15 protein-coding genes and 1 pseudogene are annotated in these 13529 nt (G+C 57.3%); 11 read left to right on the plus strand and 5 right to left on the minus strand.

What is annotated here, in order from left to right; all coding sequences use genetic code 11:
- Positions 1-268 precede the first annotated feature (268 nt).
- Entirely contained in the window at positions 269-1570 is a 1302-nt protein-coding gene (locus EXE52_RS13995) for a site-specific recombinase (protein ID WP_092563146.1), read from the plus strand.
- A gap of 62 nt (positions 1571-1632) precedes the next feature.
- On the opposite strand, the gene EXE52_RS14000 is transcribed toward EXE52_RS13995, so the two are convergent.
- Both EXE52_RS14000 and EXE52_RS14005 read right to left on the minus strand, forming a co-directional pair.
- Entirely contained in the window at positions 1633-2166 is a 534-nt protein-coding gene (locus tag EXE52_RS14000) for a hypothetical protein (protein ID WP_137703771.1), read from the minus strand.
- 5 nt (positions 2167-2171) lie between these two features.
- Positions 2172-2759 carry a helix-turn-helix domain-containing protein gene (locus tag EXE52_RS14005; RefSeq protein WP_092563152.1) on the minus strand — a complete coding sequence of 196 codons (588 nt, stop codon included), beginning with the start codon at positions 2757-2759 and terminating at the stop codon, positions 2172-2174.
- Positions 2760-3105: 346 nt separating this feature from the next.
- On the opposite strand from EXE52_RS14005, the gene EXE52_RS14010 reads away from it, so the two are divergent.
- From EXE52_RS14010 to EXE52_RS14020, 3 genes and pseudogenes are all read left to right on the plus strand, one after another.
- Entirely contained in the window at positions 3106-3972 is an 867-nt protein-coding gene (locus EXE52_RS14010) for a ParA family protein (protein ID WP_092563155.1), read from the plus strand.
- Positions 3969-4325, plus strand: a complete 357-nt coding sequence (locus tag EXE52_RS14015) for a hypothetical protein (protein WP_092563158.1) — start codon at positions 3969-3971, stop codon at positions 4323-4325. Before EXE52_RS14010 ends, EXE52_RS14015 begins: the two co-directional genes overlap by 4 nt.
- A 489-nt stretch (positions 4326-4814) precedes the next feature.
- Positions 4815-4964 (plus strand): annotated as a pseudogene (locus EXE52_RS14020) (IS1595 family transposase); the annotation flags it as partial.
- Positions 4965-5232: 268 nt separating this feature from the next.
- On the opposite strand, the gene EXE52_RS14025 reads toward EXE52_RS14020, so the two are convergent.
- Positions 5233-6900 (minus strand): hypothetical protein, encoded by a 1668-nt coding sequence (locus tag EXE52_RS14025; RefSeq protein ID WP_092563164.1) that lies wholly within the window; start codon positions 6898-6900, stop codon positions 5233-5235.
- Between the two features lie 384 nt (positions 6901-7284).
- On the opposite strand from EXE52_RS14025, the gene EXE52_RS14030 reads away from it, so the two are divergent.
- From EXE52_RS14030 to EXE52_RS14040, 4 genes are all read left to right on the plus strand, one after another.
- On the plus strand, positions 7285-7710 hold the full coding sequence (locus EXE52_RS14030; RefSeq protein WP_199239158.1) for a hypothetical protein: 426 nt from the start codon (positions 7285-7287) through the stop codon (positions 7708-7710).
- A gap of 57 nt (positions 7711-7767) precedes the next feature.
- Entirely contained in the window at positions 7768-8001 is a 234-nt protein-coding gene (locus tag EXE52_RS14035) for a hypothetical protein (protein ID WP_137703772.1), read from the plus strand.
- Positions 7956-8084 (plus strand): hypothetical protein, encoded by a 129-nt coding sequence (locus EXE52_RS19045; RefSeq protein ID WP_255310039.1) that lies wholly within the window; start codon positions 7956-7958, stop codon positions 8082-8084. The genes EXE52_RS14035 and EXE52_RS19045 overlap by 46 nt, the downstream gene beginning before the upstream one ends.
- 113 nt (positions 8085-8197) lie before the next feature.
- Complete coding sequence (locus tag EXE52_RS14040) at positions 8198-8362, plus strand: hypothetical protein (RefSeq protein ID WP_241988260.1); 165 nt, start codon at positions 8198-8200, stop codon at positions 8360-8362.
- A gap of 361 nt (positions 8363-8723) precedes the next feature.
- On the opposite strand, the gene EXE52_RS14045 is transcribed toward EXE52_RS14040, so the two are convergent.
- Positions 8724-9263 (minus strand): HNH endonuclease, encoded by a 540-nt coding sequence (locus EXE52_RS14045; protein WP_199239159.1) that lies wholly within the window; start codon positions 9261-9263, stop codon positions 8724-8726.
- 504 nt (positions 9264-9767) lie between these two features.
- Between EXE52_RS14045 and EXE52_RS14050 the strand changes: the two genes are divergently transcribed.
- The 3 genes from EXE52_RS14050 (at position 9768) to EXE52_RS14060 (ending at position 12050) form a co-directional block, all read left to right on the plus strand.
- Positions 9768-10124 carry a hypothetical protein gene (locus EXE52_RS14050; protein ID WP_092563167.1) on the plus strand — a complete coding sequence of 119 codons (357 nt, stop codon included), beginning with the start codon at positions 9768-9770 and terminating at the stop codon, positions 10122-10124.
- Between the two features lie 109 nt (positions 10125-10233).
- On the plus strand, positions 10234-11184 hold the full coding sequence (locus EXE52_RS14055) for a winged helix DNA-binding protein (protein ID WP_137703773.1): 951 nt from the start codon (positions 10234-10236) through the stop codon (positions 11182-11184).
- On the plus strand, positions 11181-12050 hold the full coding sequence (locus tag EXE52_RS14060; protein WP_092563173.1) for a hypothetical protein: 870 nt from the start codon (positions 11181-11183) through the stop codon (positions 12048-12050). The genes EXE52_RS14055 and EXE52_RS14060 overlap by 4 nt, the downstream gene beginning before the upstream one ends.
- A gap of 73 nt (positions 12051-12123) precedes the next feature.
- Here EXE52_RS14060 and EXE52_RS14065 read toward each other — a convergent pair whose 3' ends face one another.
- Positions 12124-13488 carry a restriction endonuclease gene (locus EXE52_RS14065; RefSeq protein ID WP_137703774.1) on the minus strand — a complete coding sequence of 455 codons (1365 nt, stop codon included), beginning with the start codon at positions 13486-13488 and terminating at the stop codon, positions 12124-12126.
- Between the last annotated feature and the right edge of the window lie 41 nt (positions 13489-13529).

Below are 13529 nucleotides of genomic sequence, written 5' to 3' on the forward strand. Positions count from 1 at the left end.
TAAGATTTACTTCGCAACCTACTCCAGCTACAGGCACTCTCACGTCCGAAAACAAACGATTAGCGCTCACGACCGAACGCATCCGGGATCCAATCTTACTTTGTCTTATTCCGGTAAGACAGAGTAAGCTCTTAGTGACCCCCACCCGTGCCCCCAACCAAGGCAGATTCCGAATTATGGCCAACGCTTCCCGAGACAGTCGCTCCAGCCAGAACAACGCTTCTAGGGCAGTGATCCGAAGGTACAACTCCCACACTCCAAGGGGCCGATGACGGGTCGCCGCTCCGTCGAAACGCCGATCGAGGACACGTTCACGAAGTACCTCACGGACAAGGGGAAGGGTGACGCCGGCGAGGAGGGTGCGTACCGAGCCGACGCCGATCGTGAACTGAATCGATTCCGACGCTGGTGTCTCGGCAAGACAGCTGACTCAGCGAATGCGTCACCACCAGAATCGTGGGCGGGTGTCGTCGACGACGACACCGTCCGGTTCGTCGACCTCGACACGACGGTCTTCTCAGACTACGCACGGTACCTCTCGACCGCGGGATACGCCGCCGGGACCGTGCTCACCTACTACGCCCACGTCGCGTCGTGGTGTGGTTGGGCGCACGCCCAGGGGTACCTCCCACGCCACTATGCCCGCGAATCGGACGCTGAAGACCCACTGCCCGAAAACGACGGGCGACGTCCAGGTGACCAACAAGCGTGGGAGCCGATCCACCGCGACCTGATCACGCAGTTCGTCGACCGCCGCGTCTCTGAAGCGTTCGACGAGCTCGGCGCGATCGAAGTTTCCCACACCGATCGTGGTGACCCCGAGAGTGAGCTGTGGCAGGCCAAACAGCGAGCGCGGTTCGAGGCCTACCAGCGGTGTCGCGAGCAGGCGCTCGTGTACGTCGTCGCCTACACCGGCCTGCGTGGCTCGGAATTCCTCTCCGCGCCGAAGGAGGACCACGAGGGCCGCAACGGAATCCGCTGGCGTGACGTGTCGTTCGCGGACAGCAGCGTTACCGTGTTCCGGAAGAGTCGCGAGTGGAAGGAGGCCTCGCTCCCAGAGCCCGTCAGCACGCCGTTGAAGCGATACGCCGAGGTGCTGGAGGTACCAGAGTCGTGGCCGGTGTTCACGACGCTCCACCGCCCCTCGCTCGCCTCGCACGTCACAGAGGGGCTCAACGATACCGGCCTCGACGATGATCAGATCGAACGCGTCCGGACGGGCGCTCCTGACCTGATCGTCGCTGCCGAACACGACCTTGACCCACCGAAGCCGCTTACTACCGACGGCGCACGCTCGATCATGGAGCGGCTCTGGACCCACGACGCGCTCGTCGAACGTCGCGGCGAGCTGGACCTCTCGCTTGATGGCGACTACCTCGAACTACACGGCGGGCGTCGGGGCGTCGGTGAAGTCCTCGTTCGACAGTTCGGCTACGCCGCGGCCGCACGGTATCTCGACAACAGCGAGGAACAGGTCCGTGAGGCGTACCAGCATATCGAGGCAGCCGAGCGCGCCGATATGGCGACTGAGGCGTTCTCACAAACCGACCAACGGGTAAGTGACCAGTAGAGCCCTGCTGATATCGGCAACGAATGATATCACACCCCTGCGGTCGGTCCATCAGAAAGGGATTATCCAGAGAACTGGTAGCGGTTTTCGATGGACGTGACGAAGTCGAATGCCTTGATGAGCTGAACTGCGTCCTCGTAGCCATGCTGTGAGAGGGCCCGCTCAATCCCGCGGAACGCCGGTAAGTCGTTCGTGTAGATAGCGATCGATTCTGTTCGTCCCTGTTCAAGGAGTGTTGCTGCCGCTCCACCTACTTCCGCATCTGCTTGCTCTATCGTATGCTCGGGACGATCGGTGGCAGCAGAGATATACTGGCGAACCATATCCATCGTCGCAGAAACGACTGGATTTGAATATTTGACCTCCTCGAGAAGCTGTACCCAGCCAGCTTCGATCGCATCCTCTACCGGAGGGGTCCCGTAGGGATAGGATTCTGGCGTGAGTTCCTCATATACTCGTGTGGGCAGGAGCAGGACGATATTCTGCTCGGTGACAGCCCGCTCAAGCAGATTGACAGTGTTGTGCCGCTCGAACCGGATGAAGAGGTTCGCGTCGATGAGATGACTCTCCACAGATGGGAACAGTTGCGCTGACACGGATATTATTCGTCCAATTGTTCGTCGACGGCGGAGTCAAGCTCCTCGATATCGAGGCTCGTCGAGATACCAGGCTCAGCTTCCAGAATAATCTCCTGGAGTTCTTGGAGGATAGTTTCTGCTTCGAGAACAGGGATATCCTGTTCACGGGCCATGATTCGGGCGTTCATTTTCGACTGTGTGTACGCACGAGCGTATTCGATCGCCGTTGCGAGTCCACTGACACCGTTGCGGTCAATATAGAGGCTAATATTCTCGTTCGATTGGCGTTCCGCGAGAGCGACGAGGAGCGTCGGCGTGATCTGGAACGTCTCTCCGCTAGCCTGAATCGTCATATCAACCTGACTCGCTCGATAGCGGTACGGTTGCGTCTCCGTGACCCGTTCCAACAGATCAATCTCCACGAGATGTTTGACATCCTCGTAAATGGTTGTCGTCGAACTCTCGATGCCCTCAGATAGTTCCTCGACAGTTGGCGAATCAAGTTCAAGGACACGAGCATACAACTGGGCGAGCCGGTCGTTCCGAATCACGTCAGAGACGGCCAGCATCGTATCAAGCGGGTGTGAATGTGAGATCGCGGATTCTGCCATGTATTTTACTTTCCGCGGAATAGCAAAAATCTATCGGCGGGATGAGGTCACACAGGTCCGATCTGAAATGCGCTGATAGCGGTGATAGCTCTCTTAGATTAGGTAGCTTAGGCACCTGCTTTAGCTAACTCTGCAGGAATATCTACCGTAGCGATCATAAATCGGCATAACAGATAAAGTAGCTAAGGTGGCTAAGGTAGCTGCTTTATTAAGAGTAGCTGGCATGGGTAGATTCAAGTGCGCCGCAGACGCTGTTCTAGGCAGAACAGGGACTATGGCAGTTGAATAAAGTACCCTAGTCACCTCAGGTGACACAGCTGCCATAGCTACCTTAGCTAACCCACCTATGTCTGAAACAGAACCACGGGCGGTCAGCGTCGGCGTATTAAAAGGTGGCTTCGGGAAGACGACTACCGCCATCAACACGGCGCGCGAACTCGCCCACCGCAACGGGAGCGCGCTCGTTATTGACCTCGACGACAACGGGCACATGACCCGCCAACTCGGGTTCGAAGACGAGTTTACAAGTGAGGTGAACCATACACAGCGTGTCCTCGTCGACAGCGAGGAACCGATCCAGTACATCGTGAACGTCGTCGACGGTCTCGACCTATTCCCGGCCCATACCGAACTTGAATCCGTCGAGAACGAACTCCGGAACGCAACGATGGGGAGCGCCCGACTCCGCAAGCATCTCGTCGATCCGCTACTCGGCGACGAATACGACTACATCGTCGTCGACTGCCCAGCAAACCGGGGAAAGCTGAACGACAACGCGATGTACGCCACGCGGAACATCATCATTCCACTTAAACCTGAGAGTGGCTACGACTCCGGCCTCTCGAATACGATTCAACGGCTCGTCGAGGAAGCTCGAGAATACTTCGAGCTGAATATCCTCGCGGTGACGCCAACGGCGCTTAACAGTCGGATCGACCAGGACACCCGCGATCGGGGTCTGCTCGAACAGCTCAACTCCCTCGATATCGCCGACGATATCATTCCTTCCTACGCTCGCATCACCCCTGAGGAGTGGGACGCTATCGACGTCGGTGAGTACGACGGTGGGCTTCCGGGGATCCGGTTCCGTGGCGCCATCGACGCTGCGCACGACGCTGCTCTTCCCGTCCGTGACTACGACGAGAGCTGTGACCAACTGGAGAACTACGCCGAACTCGCTCAGATCGTCGAACAAGGAGGGATCGACCGATGACCGGATTTGATGACCTCAACGAGGCAGGAAAAGACCAAGCGGCAGAGGAAGAGGAGTCCGGACCCGTCGTCGACGCCGATGAGACCACCGGGCAGGATACGAGCACGTCGACTGTAGACGACAGAAACGAGCCGGCCTTCTCTTTTGACGAATCCGTCCAGGCGCAGATCTACCCACGGAAATCCACGCACGAGAAGTTTGAAGATTTCCTCGATATCGAGGTGAAACGCCACCTCCGTGACCGGAATATCCGCAACGAGACGGGACGAGAGTTACATGAGGCAGTGTTGAAGGTCGCGATACAGCACCCTGAGGAGGTCGCCGAACGGCTCGAAAACGAACGGACAGAGTAGCTGCGTCGTCGCTTCTGACTACGCTTAGACCACAATTACGTTTAGCCCGAGGATGTCATAGAACGGTTATCATGGGTAGGATGAGAGAGCGTTTGTCTAGTTGAGTTCAAAAATGGAGTGAAACTGGAGTTACTCTTGGTGTAGATCGCCGTACTGCGGGTATGTGAACGTTTCTATGATACCCTCAAAAATGCTCGCTACCGCTACACAACCGAGGTGTAGGGGTTAACTAAAGACGGACAGGACAGCGGTTCTCGTGGACTCACCGACCCAAGAGTTGACTCCGGAGACACGCCTGTGGAGACTGCGGTTCCTACGGGAAACACGGTGGTTCCTGCGAAGTACGTCGTGGAATCAGGAAATCCCTAAGTGAAGGAGCTGCTTGAGGCGGCGAGTAAGCAGGGCTGGTTTGTTGGTTAAAGTGGCCGCTCTTATGTAGAAACGTGGAAGGACCGTATAATTACACTGAGCCGATGCTAATCTGGGGATATGGCTTCTACTCAGCCAGCGTTCGGTGGGATGTTTCGACAGCTGATTGAGCTGAGAGTTATCGAAATCAACACGGAGCCGCTCGATGAGGCCATCGAGCGGCGACTCAAGCAGTTCTGGGAGAATACATTCTGTCCACGCTGCGGTCACCAGCGTATGTTGATATCACCATCGATTGTCTTGTTATGGGGGCTTTCCGCAGTTCTACATAAGAGCGAGCCGGGCGAACTGTCTATCCCCGAGCGGCCGATATCGACGAGCATGATCGAGACGTTCGACGTCGACTGCCCGGGGTGTGGCGACACGACAAGGGCGATCACCACGGGCACGAAGTCCGTCGGTATCCACTGTTCGTGCGGCGTCACCGCTCGGGTCGACATCGACGCTCGAGAGGTTGGCGAGTGGGAGAGGCGGTAGCCTACCTCAGCGCCTCGAGCGCTTCCTCACGGTCAGGAAACTCGGAATCGAACAGCCAGATCCACCATATGACCGCGAACACGATCGGGAGCCACGCTGTTATGTCTCCGGAGGCGATTTCCCCGAACATCCCGATGATGTACAGGTAGCCAAGTTCGATCGAGAAGAGCACGCCGAGCCCTATTCCCAACCCCGCCTGCCGCTTCTTGCTCATGTTGGGGTAGTGCTCGAAGTCTGGGTGGAGTGTCATCCCGTCATGCTTTGCCTGACCCCACGCAGTTGCTACTCGCCCAGCAGCGACGCCTGCGTAGCTCGTGAGATAGGCAGCAGCCCCAGCGGGGAACAACGCCTTCGCACCTTCCCAGCCCTCTAGTGTAGCTTGTCTAGCCGTCTCGACGAGGTCGAACGCTGCGTCTCCATCGATATCGCCGATGTCGATGTTGCCGATCTCGTCGGCAGGCTCGAGGTCCTCAACCGGGACCGATAGTTTGGTGTGGGCGAACTGTTCGAACGTGTCGAACCAGCTACCCATGAGAGGATCATTATACGATGAGATTGGGATGCGGTCAGACTGTGACCCCTGCGCTGAGGCTGCGAAGTTATTGTCCCGACGGAACTCGGAGTACGCTGCAGTATACTCGGTGTACCAGAAATTGCGAAAGTGCTTCGGGGTGGGCTTCTCACCGTTGCGAAGCGTCTCGTCGACGCGCTCTCCGATCGCTTTGACGGTATCTCGAACCCACTGCGTCGACCGCGCCCCGTCATCGGAATCATCAGATGGGAACAGCGCTGTGCCGTTGTCCGGCACCGTCTTGACGAACCGCACCCACTGTTCGATGAAGTCTTGGCACAGGATAATCGGGACGAGGCTGGGGCCGTTCTTTCGTTCATCTGTGAATTCGACGTAGGGGCGCTCCCCGTCGAAGTGGATGCCGCGGATCGCCTCCGGATCACAGAAGTCAGCTGGCCGCCACCCCATTACGGCTAGGCAGATCATCACCATCTGCTCCGTTCGGGTTTCGCAGGCGTCGAAGTACGCCTTTACGAGCGATGTAGAGGGCGCAATTGTGACTGATGTCGAATCTCCGGCCCAGCCAGACATCCCGACCAGCGACGTCAGCGGGTCGTGGTCGATGACGTCTTTCTCCTCCATCCGTGCGAGAAGATCGCGAAGCGTCGTCGCGTAGTTGTACTTCGTCTGGCCACTATTGAACTCGTCCTTGAACCCCCGCATCAGCTGCTCCGCGCGATTGAAACAGACCTCACGCTCGCCGCGGCCCAGCTCGAAGATGTCACTCGTTCCGGTCGTCTCCTTGGCGATTTCCATTGAGCGCCGGATGTGTGTCCGAGCTGTCGAGATACTCGTCCCGTTGATCCGCTCGCCAACCTCCTCTTCATACTTGAGCCAGCTTTCGACGCGCCGGACTGTTTCGGGATTGCTACACGGGTAGTCTTTCCCCGACTGCTCGAAGCCACACTCCTCGAGGAGCCACTCATCAGGACGCATGTTGAGTTCGCGGACACGTTTGAGGAAGTATCCGAATCCATTCTGTCGAAGCCACTTGTGGGTCGGCTTCTCGTTCGTATTGTAGCCCTGCTCGGCTCGCAGTTGCTTCACCTCGTCAACGAACCCATTCCGGAGATACTTGAGGGTCCATTTGCGCGACATGATCAGTACTGCCCAGCCCAGGGTAATATTCGTTACTGGGGTGTCTCTTATTGTGCGGTCCAAACGGGAATCCGTACCTTGATCGTCGTTGTTTGAAGATCCAAAGACCCAAACCGCATGACGTGAGTCGGGGGTTGTGTGGATAGCAACATATCATAGAGTGTTTGGAAGCACAACAAATCGCACGACACAACGGTCGTCACCGGCTCTGTAGATCATCTCCTGTTGGCTGTCCGAAGTTGAACAACCAACACACAAGTATAGATCACGGACGGGAGTGCCGCCACTGTTGGCACAAAAAAGCGATGCCGATTGCTCCTAAATATAGTTTATCCGAACAATAATATATAAAATTTGTTCGCTAACATATGAACAGACGGCTCCTTGCGGTCGCTGTCCCTCGTGCTACTCGTTGGGCTCTTTGGTTGTACGACGATCGCCCTACCGACATCGGCTACGCGATCGCGTGCGATCGGTGAAAGCTCACTGCGCGACAACGCCCGGGCGATCGCACTCTACGCCCGCCGGAAGCGCCTCGCCGAGAAGTGCGGCGTCACCACGGTGGACTCGGAGTTCGAAACCCCCCGCTTGCCGACTGGTAACAGGGACGAGTCGGTGGTCGTCGCCGGCGGCCGGGTCGAGACGCCACCGCCGTACGAAGTCCTCGACCTCTCGGAAGACGCGCCCGATCCTGTCGTGAAGGGTCCGTTCAGAGAGCTGGTGAAGAAAGAGCACGGCGATCAGGGCGGCAGCGACGAGTGGGACGTCTCGGAGCTGAAGCGGGCTCGTGACGAGCTGCTCGATGATTGAACATTGGTCCAGAGATCGAGTGTGAGCTTTTTACGCGATTGTGGCGTAGACTAAGGTATGAGCGGGTTCACACTGGGCGGCGAACACGGTGCTACTCTGGGCGGGGCGGTCGGCGGCACTCTAGGTGCTGTACCAACACCAGAGGTTTTCCCGATTACAGCTGCCATCCAGGAGTTCCTCAACGTAGTATTCGATCATATATTCCATCCTGCCGTGCGTAATCTGCTCCTCGAAGTTGATGCTGAATGGGTCTTGGTGATCGTCGATATCTGTTCATCCTCCTCAACATGACCGACGACTGCGTGTTCACCTGTCTGGAGTGCGGCGAGGACGTCCAGGGCGACGTCGACGAACAGACCGTCGCCGACTGGTGAGAACGCAAATCCTAACCAACAACTAGGCAATATCGGTCCACTGTGTTGGTTAAGAGCGAAATCAAGAGATTCCGACACCCACGAATATCACTTCGCGGCGGCTAGAAGATGATATGGGACACAAAACACCGGCCGACATCGACACAATCTCGGACGAGGAGCTCACCGAGCTGCTCGCCGAGGCCAAGGGGACGGCACCAGAAGAGATCGAGCGCGGCGCTGCCGAACTCGATATTGCGCCGCCTGAAGAGGCGACCGTCGTCGACGTCAACGAGTAGCACTACTGCTTCAACGTGGTTTCAGTATCGCCCAGCTACGGCGATAGACGGCTCTAAGGACGCAACGGTCCCATTCTAGTGGATAGAAGACAACATGGACGGTTGATCCAAAGTTGTACCACGATTTGGGGGAGGATAAACGCCTCAGGGCCCCATTCAGAAGTGCTTTATTAAAAGTCGAACTCGAAGTGAGTGCTAAACCCAAGGAAATCGGTTTACAAGACGATTCTCGAACCGAAGACAAATCCGTCAAACCGCAAGAAGGCGAGCGATCAGCAATCTTCTACACATGAGTGTTCCAAAAATATTTAATTGGGAGTAGAAGCACTAGACCGCAAGAAGTTGGTCCTAATGTCGGGCGTTATGACGCAGAGTTGTCGTCTTCGTCGCCGTCACCGTCATCATCATCCACGTCGCCTGAGTCAGCCTCATCACACTCATCGTCAGCGTGATCCTCGGGAAGCAAGTCGACATCAGGTGCCTCGAACTCAGCAGGGTCGAAGTCCTTGCGTTCATGAACGAGATACTTTACACTCACTGGGACGCCTCCATCGTCGCCGAACTGGTTCACAGCTTCTTCACGAGTCAGGGGTGGTCCCTCGTAGTATTCGTGGTGGTACTCGTTCCACGCATGACGATGCTCGATCGGGAGTTGCCGATGCCATATCCGGTAGGGTGGCTCGTCCACCTTGTGGATGTGGACGTGACAGCTCTGACACAGCGGGATCACGTTCTCGACACGGTGGTCCGTATCGTCGCCGTTGACGTGATGGAAGGACAGTTTGTCTTGGTTGCGCGCTCCGTAATCGGTTTCGAGCCATTCCTCTGGCGTTCGACCGCAGAGTACGCATTGCCGGCCCCAGCGGTCGAAGACTGCTTGTTCAAGATGTGTTGGTCGCATTAAGTTGGTGTGGATGGCCGCTCGCGTGGCTGGTCGGCTGTGACCTGACGCCGACAGTGTGTGTCCACACGATGCCGCGAGCAGCAAACTGGTTGGAAATCGAGACGGCTCTGTGGGAGCTTCCTCCCGTGCGGTGCTTCTTTTTTTTGACTGTTCACCTCACCCCCATCGGGAAATAAAAATAGACACCACAGACCGATCACTACCCACTAGAAATCACGTCTATCCACCACCGCTGATGTCGGTCGCATTACAGCGGCCACAGCTGCCGGGGAGACAGTCAGTTTCAATGGCCGCAATTGAAGAGTCCCACTCAAATGGAATTTTGGATTTCAGAAATTGGGAGTTCCGAACGTGTGGTTCCATCCTGTATAGTCCCGCCATGAGATATGAGTTGTCGGTGACATCGGGCAGAGACAACTAGCGATGGTCAGTCTTGAGGACAGAGTGGACGGATATCCGGCACAAACTTAATGCTTGTAGAACATATATATTAGAACAGATATGCCCAAAGGACATTATAAATCGGCGGGAGGGCGAATACAGTACGGGGACGCGACTGATCTCTTCCCGGTGGATGAACTCAATGCGACCGTCCACCAGTACCGGGATGCCGAGCGAGTGCTCGAAAATGTCCGGAGTGAGGACGTAATCTGTGTGTATCCAGAAAGTATGGCGACGGGGTACGCACTCGGTCAGAACCCGCTGACAGCGATTCGCGTTGAGACGCTTCCGGCGACGGTTCGCGGGAGGCTTGGTGACGCACTCGACGCCGCAATCAACTCGTTTGCGATCGTACAAGTTGGGAAGTGGGTGACAAGCAGTCCGAATCGGTCGCTCAGCGAATACGAGACCGCATGAATTTGGTCGCTGGTGATGATTCTATGACAGAGGTAGCAATAGTGGATCAGATTTCGTCAACCTAAACCAAGAAACGTATTTATACGTATAGTGCTTAGAGTGGACAGAGATGCTTACGAAGGCCGGACTCGCTGTCATCGACGCGTTGAGCACCGGCCGGGAAGCAACAGCAGCTGATCTCGCGATAGACACTGAGTATTCGCAGACTCATCTCTACGACGTACTCGACAAGTTACTCGAATCGGGGTTGCTCGCCGAACACCGTGGGCCAAACAACCAGCGGGAAGTCTCCCTCACAGACCACCCGGTCGTCGAAGCGTACCGGGCCCTTCGATCCGAACTCGGACACGTCGAATGGCCCGACCTCCTCTCGCCGGCCACACTTCGGGTGTGCTGGTATCTCGACGAGCCCCGACGCGTGTCCGAGATCGCCGAGCGACTCGGTATTACCCGGCAAGGTGTCCACAAGGCGCTGTCACCACTCAAGCATCGCGCGATGCTGTCCCCATCGGGCCCGGAGTATGCGTTAAGTGAGGACCTCTCGCCGCTGCTGACGTTCGCTCGTGCAGTCGTCCGGCACGAACACCGGTCGCGCGTCCGAGGACTTGTACCGAGTGCGACCGTCGAATGGTGTGATCCGAAGCGAGCACTCGTCCGCGTACAGACAGCCGAAGATACAGAAGCACTCGAGGCCGCCACCGACTGGCAACTGACCGGGCTTGCTCGGTTTGTGGAGTACGGCCTACAGTTCTTCCTCGCCGGCGAACCCGCGTTCTGGTATGCGCCCGACGAGGAGCTCACACCTGCCAACGTCGTGTGCCACACGCTCGTCCTCGATAGCGGGTCTCGTCGTGTCAGTTATGCGATGCTCCTTATCGAGACGTTGGATATCGATCAAGAGACGCTGACAGAGACTGCGCAGTGGTACAGTCTGGAGTCGACAGTGACTGCGATGTATCTGACACTCCACGGAGAGTTCGACACCACAGACGACCTTCCTGTCGTCCTCCCGAGTGAAGCAGAATTCAGGGCGCTCAAAGATCAGTACGGGGTCGCATGACTGTATTCAGTGGTAGCGAGGCGATCAAAGCGTTTCTCGAAGAGTTCGACAGCTGGCTGTCGGAGTCCGTGACGGTGTATCTCCTTGGGGGATCGGCGATGACAGTTCATGGCTTGAAAGACCAAACCGAGGATATCGACCTCGCGCTGGGTGTGGTATCTGAGTTCGAACACGTCTATCAGACGCTCATATCCCAGGGATTCTCAGTGGTTAGCGAGCCAACGGAATCGTTCGAAGGTGTCGGGAAAACCGTCGAACTACATCACGAAGAGCGTGGACTCCAGATTGACCTCTTCGAACAGCAAGTCGTCGGGAAAGTGTGGATCACCGACCGAATGCACGACCGGGCTGAAGAGTTCTGGACCGGCCGTCACGCAACAGCACACATCCTCTCGGATGAGGATATGTTTCTGTTAAAAGCGGTCTCCGGCGGAGACCTGGGGAGTGGCCGGCGCCGCGACATCGAAGATATGCGAACGTATGCCCAGCGTGGGTTGGACTACGAGGTGATTCTGACGGAGATTGACGATCAGCGACCGTTCAACACCGGCTCCACTGAAGCACGACAGATCCGTGACCGCTCCCACCCGCTATTCGCAATCGAAATGGCGGTGAGCTCACTGTCCGGGCTTCCAGATACGTTCATCGACCGCATCGAAGCGTTCGCGACAGCGTTCGAGATCGAATACATCGTCTTGAGGGCTGTTGACGAGGGTATCAACGGCGTCGAAGCAATTCAAGAGCAGGCGCTCTCGAATGTGCGGGCGCTTTCTGGCGATCAAGAAGACGCCGTCGACGACGCGATTGAGCGACTAGTCACGAAGGGTATTCTCGAGCATGATGAGGGAACGGTTCGACTTCGGTGACGCAACACTTCCTGGGTGTTCCAAGAAGGCGCGCATAGATCTCGTTGGGAAAGCGATGTGAGGGTCAGTCAGTTCAGATGACGCCGCCAATAATGAGGAGGACGATGAGGGCCAACAGCGTCGCGACCACGCACCCCCCGGCCAGCCACTTGTTCTCCATCGCTTTCTCGTGGAACGGCATGTCGGCGTACTCCTCGCGGAACGTCTCGAGGTTCTGGTCGTCGTAGAAGTACTTCGTCTTCAGTGTGAACCGCTCGGTGACTGCACACCCCGTACAGACCGGCTCGCCTTCCAGCCGCTCCGTTTTGATGTGGCTGTCGCAGGCGATTGCCCCGCAATTCGGACAGTAGGTGTACGTCTCGTCGACGCCGCTCGTGTCACAGTGGACGCATCGATGGATACCGTCCTCGACGGTCACTCGTGACGGGCCCGCTGCGTAGTACTCGTAGGGATAGGTGTACTCCTGGATGTCGGTGGTCTGCCGAATTTCGGGGAGGTACACTGGTTCGATCGACTGGACGGAGATATCCGAGACATTCGGCTCACACGTCTTGTTGTACGTGACGTTGTTGTCGCCGGTGTAGGTCACCGTCGTCGTATGGTGCTGCTGGAGTCGGTTGACAGCCCACTCCTTGTACTCCGTTTGGGTCTGCCCGAACCGGTTCTCCTCGACATCGTCGAACACCTCTCTGAACTGTTCCGAGTCAAGGTCGACCGTCGCGTGGAGGTTATCGGTGACCAGCGTCACGACGTCTTCGTCCGCGACCTGTGGCTGCCCGCGCTCGGCGTGGGCGACGAATCGCGATCGGTCGTTGATCCGGTGGATGACGCCCACCGATGTCTCGAAGACGGCGTTCGTGTTCGCGGTGACCGCGACCACGGGGCGGAACGTCACCGATGAGTGTGGGTCTGGGAGGCCGACAGCGTCGATGTTCTCGATGTCGCGGAACACCTCCGCGACGGGCGCGTCGACGTCGCCGGCCGGGTCGTACGGGCGGAGTGTCTCGTCGCAGAGTATCTCGATGCGCCCGTTGTAGAGGTCGAGGCCGATCTCGTCGGCGATCTCCCGGAGGTCTTCGCCGTCGAGCAACTCGATTGGGTGTGGGTCGTCGTTCTGCTGGAGGCGGTCGGCGTACTCCTGGGCGGGATTCGTGAACCGGCCGGTCGTGACGACCATTCCGCGTTTGGGGCCGTCAAAGTCGAACGTCGCGATGGCGGAGTGGAGCTTCTGGACGACCGGCCGTCCGACCGTCCCCGTGTGCTTGCACTCGACGATGATCGCGCGCCGCGTGCCGTCGACGACCTCCTCCATGATGACATCGCGACCCTCGTCAGCCGTGCGATCGGCCTGACGGACGTTCTCGTAGCCGAGGTTGCGGAACACGTCCTCCATCACGTCCTCAAACTCGAACCCGGAGAGGTCGTCCAGTACAGCCATCCGAATATAATTGGACTGTATCTTGCTAGAACCAAATACGT

The sequence above is a fragment of the Halorubrum sp. CGM4_25_10-8A genome, assembly GCF_005435025.1.
GTDB lineage: Archaea > Halobacteriota > Halobacteria > Halobacteriales > Haloferacaceae > Halorubrum > Halorubrum ezzemoulense.